This is a genomic window from Kitasatospora indigofera (genome assembly GCF_014655955.1).
In the GTDB taxonomy this organism is placed as follows: domain Bacteria; phylum Actinomycetota; class Actinomycetes; order Streptomycetales; family Streptomycetaceae; genus Kitasatospora; species Kitasatospora indigofera.
Genome location: NZ_BNBO01000073.1, coordinates 24,135 through 39,588, shown reverse-complemented (window position 1 = coordinate 39,588; position 15,454 = coordinate 24,135). Strand labels below are relative to the sequence as shown.

Genomic DNA, 15,454 nt, shown 5'->3' with positions numbered 1-15,454 from the left:
AACCGGTCACCCGTCAGCTGCATCCCGTCACCCGAGTCACCCGCGAAACGGATGATCACCCGGTCCAATCGTCTGACCGGCTTGGCGCGCCTGGGCTGCACTCCCCCCGGCGGCACCGGACCCGACTGGTCGTCGTGTCCGTCCGAGCCGTCCACTGCCTCCGACTGATCGACCTGGCTGGTCACTGCGGCGGACCTCCTCGTGGGCATCCAGCCGCGGGCGTGAGCCGTGTGCCCCGTCCGCCTGGTGCACCCTTCGCATCTTATGCGCGTGGGTAATCCGAAGGCCGGAACTTCGACGTGCGGCGAAAAACTGCATCACCGATGTCTTTTTTCCACACTCAGGTCAACGCCGCGGGTCCGCTCCGCCATACCCCCTGCCCGGAATCCGGTCAGGTCCGCCGCCCGGGCGGGCGGCGGACCCCGAAGCGGACCCCGGAAGCGCCGGCCCCGGCCGGTCAGGAGTTCAGGTAGGTGAGCACCGCGAGCACCCGGCGGTGGTCCTCCGGGCTCTGGGCCAGGCCCAGCTTCAGGAAGATGTTGCTGACGTGCTTCTCCACCGCGCCGTCCGAGACCACCAGCTGCTTGGCCACCGCCGCGTTGGTCCGGCCCTCGGCCATCAGGCCCAGCACCTCCCGCTCCCGGGGCGTGAGGCCGGCCAGCACGTCGCCCTTGCGGCTGCGGCTGAGCAGCTGCTGCACCACCTCCGGGTCCAGCGCCGTGCCGCCGCCGGCCACCCGGACCACCGCGTCCACGAACTCCCGGACCTCGGCGACCCGGTCCTTGAGCAGGTAGCCCACCCCGCGGGTGGAGCCCGCCAGCAGTTCGGAGGCGTAGCGCTCCTCGACGTACTGGGAGAGCACCAGCACGCCCACCGACGGGTACAGGCCGCGCAGGGTCACACAGGCCCGGACGCCCTCGTCGGTGTGGGTCGGGGGCATCCGGACGTCGGCGACCACCACGTCCGGCAGGGCCTCGTCGGAGGCCAGGTCGTGGAGGGTCTTCAGCAGCGCCTCGCCGTCCCCGACACCGGCGACGACCTCCAGGCCGCGGTCGGTGAGCAACCGGGTCAGGCCCTCCCGCAGCAGTACGGAGTCCTCGGCGATGACGACGCGAAGCATGGCGGCCTTCCGGCTGGGCTGGACTGACTGGTTCAGTCTTCCCTATCGGCGTGGACGCCGGGCCACGAACCCGGAACGGCCGGGAGCCGGGCCGGCCCCGCCCCGCCGGTGCGGGCCGGGGCGGGGCACGGGCGGGCCTCACATGGTGCGGATGGCCACCGCGTCGCAGAGCCCCTGCAGGGCGGCCTTGGCCGGGCACTCGGGCAGCGGGTCGAGCAGCGCGCGGGCCTCCTCGGCGTAGCGCAGCGTCTCGCGCCGGGCCCGCTCCAGGGCCGGGTGCTTGCGCAGCAGGCGCAGCGCCTCGGCGTGCAGGTCGTCGTCGGCGAGGTCGAGCTGGAGCAGCTCGCGCAGCCGGGCGTCGGCCGGGTCGTCCTCGTCCGCCGGCATCTCCTGCAGCAGCAGGATCGGCAGCGTCGGGACGCCCTCGCGCAGGTCGGTGCCGGGGGTCTTGCCGGACTCGTGGCCGTCGCTGGCGATGTCGAGCACGTCGTCGGCGAGCTGGAAGGCCATACCCATCCGCTCGCCGTACTGGGTCAGGATGTCGACCACCCACGGCTCGGCCCCCGCCATCAGGGAGCCGAACCGGCAGGAGACGGCGACCAGCGAGCCGGTCTTGCCGGCGAGCACGTCGAGGTAGTGCCGCAGCGGGTCGTCGTCGGGCCCCGGGCCGGCCGTCTCCAGGATCTGGCCGGTGACCAGTCGCTCGAAGGCGTCGGCCTGCAGCCGGACGGCCTCCGGGCCGAGGTCGGCCAGCACCTGGGAGGCGCGGGAGAAGAGGAAGTCGCCGGTGAGGATGGCGACCGAGTTGTCCCAGCGGGAGTTGGCGCTGGGGGCGCCGCGCCGGACGGGCGCCTCGTCCATCACGTCGTCGTGGTAGAGCGTCGCGAGGTGGGTCAGCTCGACCACCACGGCGGCCGGCACCACGCCGGGGGCGTACGGGTCGCCGAACTGTGCCGCGAGCATCACCAGCAGCGGACGGAAGCGCTTGCCGCCCGCCTCGATCAGGTGGCTGGCGGTGATGGTGATGAAGGAGACGTCGCTCTTGACGGTCTCGGCGAGGGCGGCTTCCACCGCGTCCATGCCGGTCTGGACGTCGCGGGTCAGATCGCGGTCCTGCACGCTGAGCCCGAAGGGTCCCACGACGGTCACGAAGACCACTCCTGTCCCTGGTCGATCTAGCGGCCTGGTCCCTGAGTGCCGCCGCTGGCCATACAGGCAGGGTATCCGGTCACGAGTGGATCACTGCACGGGCGTGCGGGTCTGTCATGGTCGGGCCGACCGGGCCCGGGCCGGACGGCACGGGCGGGAAGAGCGCGGGGTCCGGTCCGCGCCGGTCGGCGCGGACCGGACCCCGGTGGCGAAGCGGCTACCTGACGAACGGCGAGACCTTCGACGCGAGGTCCAGGAAGTACTGCGGGAGCAGCCCCAGGCCCAGGGTGACCAGGACGCCGACGCCGATGGCGGTCGCCGTGAACGCGCTGGGCACGGCCACCGTCGGGCCGCCCGGCTGCGGGTCGGAGAAGAACATCAGCACGATGACCCTGATGTAGAAGAACGCCGCCACCGCGGAGCTCAGCACACCGATGATGACCAGCGGCGTGGCGCCGCCCGCCGCCGCGGCCTGGAAGACCGCGAACTTCCCGGTGAAGCCCGAGGTGAGCGGGATGCCGGCGAAGGCCAGCAGGAACAGCGCGAAGACCGCCGCCAGCAGCGGCGAGCGCCGGCCTAGGCCGGCCCAGCTGGAGAGGTGGGTGGCCTCGCCGCGGGAGTCGCGCACCAGCGTGACGACCGCGAAGGCGCCGAGCGTCACGAAGGAGTACGCCAGCAGGTAGAAGAGCACCGCGCCCAGGCCCTGCTTGTTGGTGGCGATCACGCCGGTGAGGATGAAGCCGGCGTGCGCGATCGAGGAGTACGCCAGCAGCCGCTTCACGTCCTGCTGGGTGACGGCCAGCACCGCGCCGACCACCATGGTGAGGATCGCGACGCCCCACATCACCGGCCGCCAGTCCCAGCGCAGGCCGGGGAAGGCCACGTAGAACAGCCGCATCAGGGCGCCGAACGCGGCCACCTTGGTCGCCGCCGCCATGAAGCCGGTGACCGGCGTCGGGGCGCCCTGGTAGACGTCCGGGGTCCAGGAGTGGAACGGCACCGCGCCGACCTTGAACAGCAGGCCGACCGAGAGCAGCGCCAGGCCGATCAGCAGCAGCGCGTCGTTCTGGGTGGTGCTGAGCAGCGCCTGGGTGGCCGGCGCCTCGCCCGAGATGACGTCGGCGATGTCGCCGAGCCGGACACTGCCCGCGTAGCCGTACAGCAGGGCGGTGCCGAACAGGAAGAACGCCGAGGCGAACGCGCCCAGCAGGAAGTACTTGACGGCCGCCTCCTGGGAGAGCAGCCGGCGGCGCCGGGCCAGCGCGCAGAGCAGGTACAGCGGGAGGGAGAAGACCTCCAGCGCCACGAACATGGTCAGCAGGTCGTTGGCGGCCGGGAACAGCAGCATGCCGCCGACCGCGAACATGGTGAGCGGGAAGACCTCGGTGCTGGCGAAGCCCGCCCGGACGGCGGCGCGCTCCTGCTCGCCGCCGGGGGTGGCCGCGGCCTGCGCGACGAAGGCGTCCACCGGGACACCGCCGGCCTTCGGCTCGACCTTGCGCTCCGCGTAGGTGAGCACGGCAACCACGGCGACCAGCAGGATCACGCCCTGGAGGAACAGCGCGGGCCCGTCCAGCGCGACCGCGCCCATCGCCAGCAGGTCGACCCTGGTGCTGCCGTAGCCCTGCGAGGCGAGCACGATCACCGCGGTGAAGGCGCCGGCCAGGCCGAGCAGGGCGATGGTGACCTGCGACCAGTACCGGGCCCGCCGGGGCAGGAAGGCCTCGGCCAGGATCCCGGCGACGGCGGCGCCGAAGACCACCAGCATCGGGGAGAGCTGGCCGTACTCGACGTGCGGCGCGGGGATGCTCGCGCTGTTGCCGCCGGCGGCGGCGAGCCAATGACTCATCACTTCTGCTCACCTCCTGGGGTGGCGGCCACCGGGTGGGCCGGCGCCGGGTCGGTCTCGTGGACCTGGGAGAGGGTGGCGTCCACCGCCGGGTTGACGATGTCGGTGAGCGGCTTCGGGTAGACGCCCAGCAGGATGGTGAGCGCCACCAGCGGCGCCACCACGGCCAGTTCGCGCACCTTGAGGTCGTGCATGCCGCGCACGGAGTCCTTGACCGGGCCGGTCATGGTGCGCTGGTAGAGCACCAGGACGTACAGTGCGGCCAGCACGATGCCGAAGGTGGCGATGATGCCGATCACCGGGTACCGGGTGAAGGTGCCGACCAGGACCAGGAACTCGCTCACGAACGGCGCCAGGCCCGGCAGCGAGAGCGTCGCCAGACCGCCGATCAGGAAGGAGCCGGCCAGCACCGGGGCGACCTTCTGCACGCCGCCGTAGTCGGCGATCAGCCGCGAGCCGCGCCGGGAGATCAGGAACCCGGCGACCAGCATCAGCGCGGCGGTGGAGATGCCGTGGTTGACCATGTAGAGGGTCGCGCCGCTCTGCCCCTGGCTGGTCATCGCGAAGATGCCCATGATGATGAAGCCGAAGTGCGAGATGGACGCGTAGGCGATCAGCCGCTTGATGTCCTTCTGGCCGACGGCCAGCAGCGCGCCGTACATGATCCCGATCAGCGAGAGGACGAGGATCGCCGGGGCGAAGGTCTTCGACGCGTCCGGGAAGAGGCCGAGGCAGAACCGCAGCATCGCGAAGGTGCCGACCTTGTCGACGACGGCGGTGATCAGCACGGCCGTTCCGGCGGTCGACTCCCCCATCGCGTTGGGCAGCCAGGTGTGCAGCGGCCACAGCGGGGCCTTCACCGCGAAGGCGAAGAAGAAGCCCAGGAAGAGCGCCTTCTCGGCGGTGGGGTTGACGACCAGCTTGCCGTCGGCGACGGCGCCGGTGAGGGTCGGCAGGTCGAAGGTGGCGAAGCCCTGGTCCTGCGCGATCACGTACAGCCCGATCACCGCGGCCAGCATGACCAGCCCGCCGAGCAGGTTGTAGAGCAGGAACTTCACCGCCGCGTAGCTGCGCTGACGGGCCGACTCGGGGCCGCCCGCGCGGTCGCCGAAGCCGCCGATCAGGAAGTACATCGGGATCAGCATGGCTTCGAAGAACACGTAGAACACGAAGACGTCGGTGGCCAGGAAGGACACCAGGACCATCGCCTCGACGGCCAGGATCAGCGCGAAGAAGGCCTGGGTGCGGCGGCGGTTCTCGAAGGTGGCGGGGTCGGCCGTCCCGCCCGCACCGCGCTCCGGGTCGGCGTCGTGCCAGGAGGCGAGCAGCACCACCGGCACGAGCACCGCGGTGAGCAGCACCAGGACGGTGCCGATGCCGTCGGCGCCGAGCGAGAAGGTGATGCCGAAGGACCGGATCCAGCTGTACGACTCGGTGAGCTGGTACCGGGCCCCGCCCGGCTCGAAGCGCACCGCGACGAGCGCGGCGAGGGCCAGCGTGGCCAGCGAGACCGCCAGCGCGACGATCTTGGTGACGCGCCGGCGGCCGTCGTCCGTACCGGCGGGCAGCGCGGCGGTGAGCACCGCGCCGGCCGCCGGGACGGCGCAGGTGGCGGTCAGCAGGTAGCTCATGGCCGGACCTCCTGACGTGTGGGGTAGGGGCGAGTCACGACCATCAGACCGACCTCATCAGGAGAGTGGTGGCGACCAGCACCAGCGTGCCGCCGAACATGGAGAGCGCGTACGAGCGGACGTAGCCGTTCTGGATCCGGCGCAGGCGGCTGGAGACGCCGCCGATGGTGGCGGCCAGGCCGTTCACGAAGCCGTCCAGGCCCCTGCTGTCGAAGTAGACGAGGGCCGCCGCCAGGGCCGAGCCGGGGCGGACCAGGACGGCGTGGTTGAAGTCGTCCTGGAGCAGGTCGCGGCGGGCCGCACGGGTGAGGGCCGAGCCGACCGGCGGGACGACCGGCACCGGCGAGCGCCCGTACATCAGGTACGAGACCGCGACGCCGGCCACCATGCAGAGCGTGGTGATCAGCGTGACGGTCAGCGGGGACAGCGGGGAGTCGCCCTCCGCGTGGCCGGTGACCGGCTCCAGCCAGTGCAGGAAGGAGCTGTTCAGGGTGAACAGGCCGCCGGCGAAGACCGAGCCGAAGGCCAGCACGATCATCGGGATCTTCATGGTGCTCGGGGACTCGTGCGGGTGCGGCTCGTGGCCCTCGGCGTCCGGCTGCCAGCGCTTCTCGCCGAAGAAGGTCAGGAGCATCACCCGGGTCATGTAGAACGCGGTGATCGCGGCGCCGAGCAGCGTGACGCCGCCGAGGATCCAGCCCTCGGTGCCGCCCTTGGCGAAGGCCGCCTCGATGATCTTGTCCTTGGAGAAGAAGCCGGACAGGCCGGGGAACCCGATGATCGCCAGGTAGCCGAGGCCGAAGGTGACGAAGGTGACCGGCATGTACTTGCGCAGGCCGCCGTAGTGCCGCATGTTCACCTCGTCGTTCATGCCGTGCATGACCGACCCGGCGCCGAGGAAGAGCCCGGCCTTGAAGAAGCCGTGCGTGACCAGGTGCATGATCGCGTAGACATAGCCGATCGGGCCCAGGCCCGCCGCCAGGATCATGTAGCCGATCTGCGACATGGTCGAGCCGGCCAGCGCCTTCTTGATGTCGTCCTTGGCGCAACCGACGATCGCACCGAAGATCAGCGTGACCGCGCCGACCACCACCACGGTGGTCTGGGCGTCCGGCGCCAGGTTGAAGATCGAGGCGGACCGGGTGATCAGGTAGACGCCGGCGGTCACCATGGTGGCCGCGTGGATCAGGGCCGAGACCGGGGTCGGGCCCTCCATCGCGTCCCCGAGCCAGGACTGCAGCGGCACCTGGGCGGACTTGCCGCAGGCGGCCAGCAGCAGCATCAGCCCGATGGCGGTCAGCTTGCCCTCGCTCGCCTGGCCGACCGCGCCGGCCGTGCCCTCCGAACCGAGCAGCGGGCCGAAGGCGAAGCTGCCGAACTCCGCGAACATCAGCATGATCGCGATCGACAGGCCCATGTCGCCGACCCGGTTGACCAGGAAGGCCTTCTTGGCGGCCGTCGCAGCGCTGGGCTTGTGCTGCCAGAAGCCGATCAGCAGGTACGAGGCGAGGCCCACGCCCTCCCAGCCCACGTACAGCAGCAGGTAGTTGTCCGCCAGCACCAGCAGCAGCATCGCCGCCAGGAACAGGTTCAGGTAGGCGAAGAACCGCCGCCGGCGCTCGTCGTGCGCCATGTAGCCCACCGAGTACAGGTGGATCAGCGTGCCGACGCCGGTGATCAGCAGGACGAAGGTGATCGAGAGCTGGTCGAGCTGGAACCCGACGTCGGCCTGGAAGCCGTTCACCGGGATCCAGCTGAACAGGTTGACGTCGACCTGCCGTTCGGCGGTCTCCCGGCCCAGCATGGACGCGAGGAGCGCCAGGCCGAAGGCGAAGGAGAGTGCGGCGAAGGCCGTGGCCAGCCAGTGGCCGAAGCGGTCGAGCCGGCGCCCGCCGAGCAGCAGCAGGGCGGCGCCCGCCAGCGGAGCCGCCACGAGCAGCGGAATGAGAGAGTTCACCGTGGGCCCTCCGCCTACAGCTTCATCAGGTTGCTGTCATCGACCGAAGCCGAGTGCCTGGTCCGGAAGATGGACACGATGATGGCGAGGCCGACGACGACCTCGGCCGCCGCGACCACCATGGTGAAGAACGCGATGATCTGGCCGTCCAGGTTGCCGTGCAGCCGGGAGAAGGTGACCAGGGCCAGGTTCGAGGCGTTCAGCATCAGCTCGACGCACATGAAGAGCACGATCGCGTTGCGCCGGATCAGCACGCCGCTGGCCCCGATGGTGAACAGCAGGCCGGCCAGGTAGAGGTAGTTGACGGGGTTCACTCCGAACCCTCCTCTGCGGACGGGGACTTCGCGGTCGGTACCTTCTGCAGCGCCCGGCGCTGCTCGGGCGGTGCCACCGGCGGGCGGGCGGAGGAGGGCCGGCCGAGCCAGTCGGCGGTGGTCTCCTCCAGTTCGGCCATCCGCTGCAGCATCTCCTGGCTGACGTCCCGGATCTGGCCCCGCTCGCGCAGGGTGGCCATCACCGAGTCCTCGGCGATCGAGCCGTCCGGCAGCAGGCCGGGGACGTCCACCGCGTTGTGCCGCGCGTACACGCCGGGGGCCGGCATCGGCGGCACCTGGATGTTGTCCTTGACCCGCTGGGCGGCCAGCTCGCGCTGGGTGCTCGGGGCCTTCACGTGCTCGCGGTGGGTCAGCACCATGGCGCCGATCGCGGCGGTGATCAGCAGCGCGCCGGTGACCTCGAAGGCCCAGACGTACTTGGTGAAGATCAGCCGCGCCAGGCCCTGCACGTTGCCCTCGGCGTTGGCGTCGGCCAGGCCGGTGAAGTGGTCGAGCTTGGCGTTGGCGATGCCGGCGATCAGCAGCACGCCGAAGCCGAGGCCGCAGAACACGGCGGCGAACCGCTGGCCCTTCAGCTGCTCCTTGAGCGAGTCCTCGGAGGTCACGCCGACCAGCATCATCACGAACAGGAAGAGCATCATGATCGCGCCGGTGTAGACGACGACCTGCACGACGCCCAGGAACACCGCGCCCTGGGCCATGTAACAGACCGCCAGCGCGATCATCGTGGCGGCCAGGCAGAGCGCGCTGTGCACGGCCTTGCGCATCAGCAGCATGCCGAGCGCGCCGCCGACCGCGATCACGGCGAGGATCCAGAACTGGACCGCCTCACCGGTGGAGGTGGCCCCGGTCAGGGCGAGGGCGTTCACCCGGACACCTCCTCGTCCAGCGTGCGGCGCGAAGCGGGCACCTGGCGCTCCGTACCGGGCGCGGCGGCGGTGATCTCACCGCGGTAGTACGCGCCCTCGTCGGTGCCGGGGTAGATCGCGTGCGGCGAGTCGACCATGCCTTCGGTCAGGCCCACCAGGAGCTGCTCCTTGGTGAAGATCAGGTCCTTGCGGGAGCTGTCGGCCAGCTCGTACTCGTTGGTCATGGTCAGCGCCCGGGTCGGGCAGGCCTCGATGCAGAGCCCGCAGAGGATGCAGCGGGCGTAGTTGATCTGGTAGACCGCGCCGTAGCGCTCACCCGGCGAGTAACGCTCCTCGTCGGTGTTGTCGGCGCCCTCGACGTAGATGGCGTCGGCCGGACAGGCCCAGGCGCACAGCTCGCAGCCGACGCACTTCTCCAGGCCGTCCGGGTGCCGGTTGAGCTGGTGGCGGCCGTGGAAGCGGGGAGCGGTGGGCTTCTTCTGCTCCGGGTACTGCTCGGTCAGCCGCTTCTTGAACATGGCCTGGAAGGTCACGCCGAAGCCTGCGGCCGGGCCCAGGATCGATGACTTCTCGGTATCGTCCGACATCTCGGTTCAGCTCCCTTCGGAATGGTCGGCGCCGTTCAGCGCGTCCTGGAGTTGCGGGGCCCGGCTGCGCCGGCGCGGGACGGGCGGCAGCTGCTGCCCGGGCAGCGGCGGCACGGGGTAGCCGCCGGCCATCGGGTCGAAGGCCCCGCCGTTCGCCGGGCTGCCCTCCTCGCCGTCCGGCTCCGCCTTGCGGCGCAGCACGTCCCGCAGCAGGGCGAGCAGCAGCAGCGCGCCGATCGGGGCGCCGACGTACAGCACCACCTCGCCGAAGCCGTAGCCCTCGTTGCGCAGCGCCCGGACGCTGGCGACCATCACCAGCCAGACCAGCGAGACCGGGATCAGGACCTTCCAGCCCAGCTTCATGAACTGGTCGTAGCGCAGCCGGGGCAGGGTGCCGCGGAGCCAGATGAAGAAGAACAGCAGCAGCTGGATCTTCAGCGTGATCCAAAGCATCGGCCACCAGCCGTGGTTGGCGCCCTCCCAGAAGACCGAGACCGGCCAGGGGGCCCGCCAGCCGCCGAGGAAGAGCGTCGAGGCGACCGCCGAGACGGTGACCATGTTGACGTACTCCGCCAGCATGAACATCGCGAACTTCAGCGAGCTGTACTCGGTGTTGAAGCCGCCGACCAGCTCGCCCTCGGCCTCCGGGAGGTCGAACGGCGCCCGGTTGGTCTCGCCGACCATCGCGATGACGTAGACGATGAACGAGACCGGCAGCAGCACCGCGAACCAGGTCGGCTGCTGGGAGGCGACGATCTCCGAGGTGGACATCGAGCCGGAGTAGATGAACACCGCCGCGAAGGACAGGCCCATCGCGATCTCGTAGCTGACCATCTGCGCGGCCGAGCGGATGCCGCCGAGCAGCGGATACGTCGACCCGGAGGACCAGCCGGCCAGCACGATGCCGTAGATCCCGATCGAGGCGGTCGCCAGGATGTAGAGCAGCGCCACGGGGAAGTCCGTCAGCTGCATCGGGGTCCGGGTGCCGAAGATCGAGATCTCGTCGCCGGCCGGGCCGAACGGGATCACCGCGAAGGCCATGAACGCCGGGATCGCGCAGACGATCGGGGCCAGGATGTAGACCACCTTGTCGGCCCCGGTGACGACCAGGTCCTCCTTCAGGGCCAGCTTGATGCCGTCCGCGAGGGACTGCAGCAGGCCCCAGGGGCCGTGCCGGTTGGGCCCGATGCGCAACTGCATCCAGGCCACCACCTTGCGCTCCCAGACGATGGCGATCAGCACCGTGCCGACCAGGAAGGCGAACACGAAGACGGCCTTGAGCAGGACCAGCCACCAGGGGTCGCGGCCGAAGAAGCCCAGGGTCTCGTAGGCGGCGAGGTGATTCATCGGGCCTCCTCCGTTTCGGCTCCGGCGGGTGCCGCGGCCACGGGGGCCGGCAGCTCGGCCGCGGCGACGGTGACCAGGTGGCCGACCGTGGTGCCGAGCGCCCGGTGGGCGCCGCCGGGGGTGGAGTTGAGCGGGATCCAGACCGTGCGGTCCGGGATCTCCTTGGTGATCTCCAGCGGCAGGACCACCGAGCCGGCCGGGCCGGTGAGCCGCAGGCCCGCGGTGGCGCCGATCTCCTCGGCGGTGGCCGGCGAGAGCCGGGCGACGGCCGGGTGCCGGGTGCCCGCCAGGTGGGTGTCGCCCTCCTGCAGCGAGCCGTTGTCCAGCAGCTGCCGCCAGCCCGCCAGGACCGCCTGGCCGGTGGCCGGCCGGGGCAGCGGGGTGGGGTGCGCGGCGGGGGCGGCCGGGCGGTCGCCCGTCCAGGGGGCGAAGCGGTCCAGCTCCAGCCGGGCGGCCCGGACGTCCGGCAGGCCGAGCCGGTGGCCCAGCGCGTCGGCCAGCATGCTCAGCACCCGGACGTCCGAGTACAGGTGGCGGCCCATCTGCTGGTCCGGCTTGAGGGCCGGCTCGAACATCCGGACCCGGCCCTCCCAGTCCAGGAAGGTGCCCGCCTTCTCGGCGACCGCGGCCACCGGCAGCACCACGTCGGCGTGCGCGGTGACGGCCGAGGGCCGCAGCTCCAGCGAGACCAGGAACGGCACCCGGGCGAGCGCCTCGTCGGCCAGCGCCGGGTCGGCCAGGTCGGCCGGGTCGACGCCGCCGACCACCAGCGCGTCCAGGTCGCCGTGCGCGGCGGCCGCGAGGATCTGGTCGGTGTCCCGGCCGAGCCGGGCCGGCAGCTCGGCGACGCCCCAGGCGGCGGCGGTCTCCGCGCGGGCGGCCGGCACCGAGGCCGGCCGGCCGCCGGGCAGCAGCCCGGGCAGCGCGCCCGCCTCGACGGCGCCGCGCTCCCCCGCCCGGCGCGGGATCCACGCGAGCCGGGCGCCGGTGGTGTGCGCCAGGCGCAGCGCGGCGGTGAGCGCGCCGGGCATGGCGGCCAGCCGCTCGCCGGCCAGGATCACCGCGCCGGGCTCCCGGAGCAGGACGGCCGCGCGGCCGGCGTCGTCGCCGAGCGCCTCGTCGGCGGCCAGCGCCGACAGCCACTCCGCCTCGGTGCCCGGTGCGGCGGGCAGCAGCGCGCCGTGCAGCTTGGCCAGCCCGCGGGAGGCGTGGTCGGCGACCGAGAAGACCTTGAGGCCGCGGGCCCGGTTGGCCTTGCGCAGCCGCAGGAAGACGATCGGCGACTCCTCCTCGGGCTCGAAGCCCGCGAGCAGCACGGCCGGTGCGGCCTCCAGCTGCTCGTACGTGACACCCTCGCCTCCCCCACCCTCCGGGCGGGAGGTGCCCCCAAGGTCCACGCCGCGCCCGGCGACGGCGGCGGTCAGGAAGTCCGCCTCCTCGCCGCTGTGCGGGCGGGCCCGGAAGTCCACGTCGTTGGTGCCGAGCACGACCCGGGCGAACTTCCCGTAGCCGTACGCGTCCTCGACCGTCACCCGGCCGCCGGCCAGCACGCCCGTACGGGCGCCGGAGAGCCCGGCCGCGGCGGCGGCCAGCGCCTCCGGCCAGGACGCGGGGACGAGTTCGCCGCTGTCGGCGTCACGGACCAGCGGGGTGGTGAGCCGGTCGCGCTGCTGCGCGTAGCGGAACGCGAAGCGGCCCTTGTCGCAGTTCCACTCCTCGTTCACCGCCGGGTCCTCGCCGGCCAGGCGCCGCAGCACCTTGCCGCGCCGGTGGTCGGTGCGCTGCGCGCAGCCGGACGAGCAGTGCTCGCAGACGCTCGGCGAGGAGACCAGGTCGAAGGGCCGCGAGCGGAACCGGTAGGCGGCCGAGGTGAGGGCGCCGACCGGGCAGATCTGGATGGTGTTGCCCGAGTAGTACGACCGGAAGTCGTCGCCCTCGCCGGTGCCGACCTGCTGGAGCGCGCCGCGCTCGACCAGGTCGATGAACGGGTCACCGGCGATCTCCTGGGAGAACCGGGTGCAGCGGGCGCAGAGCACGCAGCGCTCACGGTCCAGCAGCACCTGGCTGCTGATCGGCACCGGCTTCTGGTAGGTCCGCTTCATGCCGTCGAAGCGGGAGTCGGCGCCGCCGGTGGACATCGCCTGGTTCTGCAGCGGGCACTCGCCGCCCTTGTCGCAGACCGGGCAGTCCAGCGGGTGGTTGATCAGCAGCAGCTCCATCACGCCGCGCTGCGCCTTCTCGGCGACCGGCGAGGAGACCTGGGTGCGGACCACCATGCCCTCGGCCACCGGGATCGTGCAGGAGGCGACCGGCTTGCGCTGGCCCTCGACCTCCACGATGCACTGCCGGCAGGCGCCGGCCGGGGCGAGCAGCGGGTGGTCGCAGAAGCGGGGGATCTGGGTGCCGATCTGCTCGGCGGCGCGGATGACCAGCGTCCCCTTCGGGACCTGGACCTCGACTCCGTCGATGGTGAGCGTGACCAGCTCCACCGCCGCCTTGGAGGTGGATGGCTCGGTGATGGTCATGCGTGCACCTCCCTTTCGGTGGCGGGCTGGTGGCCGTCGCGGTGCGCGTCGGCCCAGACGGTGGAGGCCGCCGGGTCGAACGGGCAGCGGCGCTCGGTGAGGTGCTGCTCGTACTCGGCCCGGAAGTGCTGCAGCGAGGAGACGATCGGGCTGGCGGCGCCGTCGCCGAGCGCGCAGAAGGACTTGCCGTTGATGTTGTCGGCGATATCGAGCAGCTTCTCCAGGTCTCCGGCGGAGCCCTGGCCCGCCTCGATCCGGCGGAGCAGCTGGACCAGCCAGTACGTCCCCTCACGGCAGGGGGTGCACTTGCCGCAGGACTCGTGGGCGTAGAACTCCGTCCAGCGGGTGACCGCGCGGACCACGCAGGTGGTCTCGTCGAAGACCTGCAGCGCCTTGGTGCCGAGCATCGAGCCGGCCGCGCCGACGCCCTCGTAGTCGAGGGGGACGTCGAGGTGCTCGTCGGTGAACATCGGGGTGGAGGAGCCGCCCGGGGTCCAGAACTTGAGCCGGTGGCCGGCCCGGACGCCGCCGCTGATGTCCAGCAGCTGGCGCAGCGTGACGCCGAGCGGGGCCTCGTACTGGCCGGGGTTGGTGACGTGGCCGGACAGCGAGTAGAGGGTGAAGCCGGGGGACTTCTCCGTCCCCAGCGACTTGAACCACTCCTTGCCGCGGGCCAGGATCGGCGGCACCGAGGCGATCGACTCGACGTTGTTCACCACCGTCGGGCAGGCGTACAGGCCGGCGATGGCCGGGAACGGCGGGCGCAGCCTGGGCTGGCCGCGGCGGCCCTCCAGCGAGTCGAGCAGCGCGGTCTCCTCGCCGCAGATGTACGCGCCGGCGCCGGCGTGGACGGTGATGTCCAGGTCGATCCCGGAGCCGAGGATGTTCTTGCCGAGGTAGCCGGCCTCGTACGCCTCGGCGACGGCGGCCTGCAGCCGGCGCAGCACCGGGACGACCTCGCCGCGCAGGTAGATGAAGGCGTGGTCGCAGCGGATCGCGTACGAGGCGATGATCATGCCTTCGATCAGCGAGTGCGGGTTGGCGAAGAGCAGCGGGATGTCCTTGCAGGTGCCCGGCTCGGACTCGTCGGCGTTGACCACCAGGTAGTGCGGCTTGCCGTCGTTCTGCGGGATGAACTGCCACTTCATGCCGGTGGGGAAGCCGGCGCCGCCGCGGCCGCGCAGTCCGGCGTCCTTGACCAGCGCGATCACGTCGTCCGGCGGCATCGCGAGGGCGGCCTGCAGGCCCTCGTACCCGGCGTGCCGGCGGTAGGTGGCGAGCGTCCAGGGGCGGTCGTCGTCCCAGGAGGCGGAGAGTACGGGGGTGAGCAGCTTCTCGGCCGGCTCTGCGGAGGTCATCACGCTTCCGTCCCTTCGTGCCGGGGCGAGACGACCTTCGTCCCCGCCGTGCCGGGCAGTGCCTCGCCCCGGGCAAGTCGCAGGCCCGCGAGCGAGGGGGCGCCGCCCGCGCCGGAGGCGTCGACGGCGCCGGGGCGCTCGTCGGGGAAGCCCGCCAGGATGCGCGAACTCTCCTTGAAGGAGCAGAGCCTGGCGCCCCGGGTGGGCTGCACCTCGGCGCCGGCGCGCAGGTCGTCGACCAGCTGCCGGGCGCTCTCCGGGGTCTGGTTGTCGAAGAACTCCCAGTTGACCATCACCACGGGCGCGTAGTCGCAGGCCGCGTTGCACTCGATGTGCTCGATCGAGACCTCGCCGTCGGCGGTGGTCTCGTTGTTCTTGATCCCCAGGTGCTGCTGGAGCTCGTCGAAGATCTGGTCGCCCCCCAGCACCGCGCAGAGCGTGTTGGTGCAGACGCCCACGTGGTACTTACCGGCGGGCTTGCGCCGGTACATGGTGTAGAAGGTCGCGACGGCGGTGACCTCGGCGGTGGTCAGCTCCAACTGCTCGGCGCAGAACCGGATGCCGGTGGGCGTGACGCAGCCCTCCTCGGCCTGCACCAGGTGCAGCAGCGGGAGCAGCGCGGAGCGGGCCACCGGGTAGCGCCCGATCAGCTCCTTCGCGTCCTCGGCCAGCCGGGCCAGGACGTCCGCCGGGTACGGCTTGGCCGGCAGGGCCGGCATTCCGAGCC

General features: G+C 71.7%; 13 protein-coding genes. All 13 read right to left on the bottom strand.

Translation table 11 applies throughout. The features are described from left to right. The coding region (locus tag IE329_RS41185) for a hypothetical protein (protein WP_229928036.1) at window positions 1-185 on the bottom strand (185 nt) is incomplete at its 3' end. 272 nt (window positions 186-457) lie between these two features. Beyond that, on the bottom strand, window positions 458-1,120 hold the full coding sequence (locus IE329_RS36075) for a response regulator transcription factor (RefSeq protein WP_190215272.1): 663 nt from the start codon (window positions 1,118-1,120) through the stop codon (window positions 458-460). A gap of 138 nt (window positions 1,121-1,258) precedes the next feature. Further along, window positions 1,259-2,269 (bottom strand): polyprenyl synthetase family protein, encoded by a 1,011-nt coding sequence (locus IE329_RS36070; protein ID WP_190215271.1) that lies wholly within the window; start codon window positions 2,267-2,269, stop codon window positions 1,259-1,261. 217 nt (window positions 2,270-2,486) lie between these two features. Beyond that, entirely contained in the window at window positions 2,487-4,118 is a 1,632-nt protein-coding gene (nuoN, locus tag IE329_RS36065; protein WP_190215270.1) for an NADH-quinone oxidoreductase subunit NuoN, read from the bottom strand. Continuing rightward, window positions 4,118-5,749 (bottom strand): NADH-quinone oxidoreductase subunit M, encoded by a 1,632-nt coding sequence (locus IE329_RS36060; RefSeq protein WP_190215269.1) that lies wholly within the window; start codon window positions 5,747-5,749, stop codon window positions 4,118-4,120. Before IE329_RS36060 ends, nuoN begins: the two co-directional genes overlap by 1 nt. 43 nt (window positions 5,750-5,792) lie before the next feature. Next, complete coding sequence (gene nuoL, locus IE329_RS36055) at window positions 5,793-7,706, bottom strand: NADH-quinone oxidoreductase subunit L (RefSeq protein WP_190215268.1); 1,914 nt, start codon at window positions 7,704-7,706, stop codon at window positions 5,793-5,795. Between the two features lie 14 nt (window positions 7,707-7,720). Beyond that, on the bottom strand, window positions 7,721-8,020 hold the full coding sequence (nuoK, locus tag IE329_RS36050) for an NADH-quinone oxidoreductase subunit NuoK (protein WP_073924119.1): 300 nt from the start codon (window positions 8,018-8,020) through the stop codon (window positions 7,721-7,723). Beyond that, window positions 8,017-8,910, bottom strand: coding sequence for an NADH-quinone oxidoreductase subunit J (locus tag IE329_RS36045; RefSeq protein WP_190215267.1), 894 nt, complete (start codon window positions 8,908-8,910; stop codon window positions 8,017-8,019). Before IE329_RS36045 ends, nuoK begins: the two co-directional genes overlap by 4 nt. Further along, window positions 8,907-9,497, bottom strand: coding sequence for an NADH-quinone oxidoreductase subunit NuoI (nuoI, locus tag IE329_RS36040; RefSeq protein ID WP_190215266.1), 591 nt, complete (start codon window positions 9,495-9,497; stop codon window positions 8,907-8,909). The genes IE329_RS36045 and nuoI overlap by 4 nt, the downstream gene beginning before the upstream one ends. 6 nt (window positions 9,498-9,503) lie before the next feature. Continuing rightward, a complete protein-coding gene (gene nuoH / locus IE329_RS36035; RefSeq protein ID WP_190215265.1) occupies window positions 9,504-10,844 on the bottom strand; it encodes an NADH-quinone oxidoreductase subunit NuoH in 1,341 nt (446 codons plus the stop codon). Beyond that, complete coding sequence (locus IE329_RS36030; protein ID WP_190215264.1) at window positions 10,841-13,369, bottom strand: NADH-quinone oxidoreductase subunit G; 2,529 nt, start codon at window positions 13,367-13,369, stop codon at window positions 10,841-10,843. Before IE329_RS36030 ends, nuoH begins: the two co-directional genes overlap by 4 nt. Further along, the gene (gene nuoF / locus IE329_RS36025) at window positions 13,366-14,727 is read right to left on the bottom strand and encodes an NADH-quinone oxidoreductase subunit NuoF (RefSeq protein ID WP_190215263.1); all 1,362 of its coding nucleotides are present in this window, start codon (window positions 14,725-14,727) and stop codon (window positions 13,366-13,368) included. The genes IE329_RS36030 and nuoF overlap by 4 nt, the downstream gene beginning before the upstream one ends. Then, window positions 14,727-15,446, bottom strand: a complete 720-nt coding sequence (gene nuoE, locus IE329_RS36020; RefSeq protein ID WP_190215275.1) for an NADH-quinone oxidoreductase subunit NuoE — start codon at window positions 15,444-15,446, stop codon at window positions 14,727-14,729. The genes nuoF and nuoE overlap by 1 nt, the downstream gene beginning before the upstream one ends. Window positions 15,447-15,454 lie beyond the last annotated feature (8 nt).

Coding starts and splice junctions, on each gene's coding strand:
- nuoE (WP_190215275.1), bottom strand. CDS start 15,446: ATGCCGGCCCTGCCGGCCAAGCCGTACCCGGCGGACGTCCTGGCCCGG.
- IE329_RS36030 (WP_190215264.1), bottom strand. CDS start 13,369: ATGACCATCACCGAGCCATCCACCTCCAAGGCGGCGGTGGAGCTGGTC.
- nuoH (WP_190215265.1), bottom strand. CDS start 10,844: ATGAATCACCTCGCCGCCTACGAGACCCTGGGCTTCTTCGGCCGCGAC.
- IE329_RS36060 (WP_190215269.1), bottom strand. CDS start 5,749: ATGAGCTACCTGCTGACCGCCACCTGCGCCGTCCCGGCGGCCGGCGCG.
- nuoF (WP_190215263.1), bottom strand. CDS start 14,727: ATGACCTCCGCAGAGCCGGCCGAGAAGCTGCTCACCCCCGTACTCTCC.
- IE329_RS36075 (WP_190215272.1), bottom strand. CDS start 1,120: ATGCTTCGCGTCGTCATCGCCGAGGACTCCGTACTGCTGCGGGAGGGC.
- nuoN (WP_190215270.1), bottom strand. CDS start 4,118: ATGAGTCATTGGCTCGCCGCCGCCGGCGGCAACAGCGCGAGCATCCCC.
- nuoI (WP_190215266.1), bottom strand. CDS start 9,497: ATGTCGGACGATACCGAGAAGTCATCGATCCTGGGCCCGGCCGCAGGC.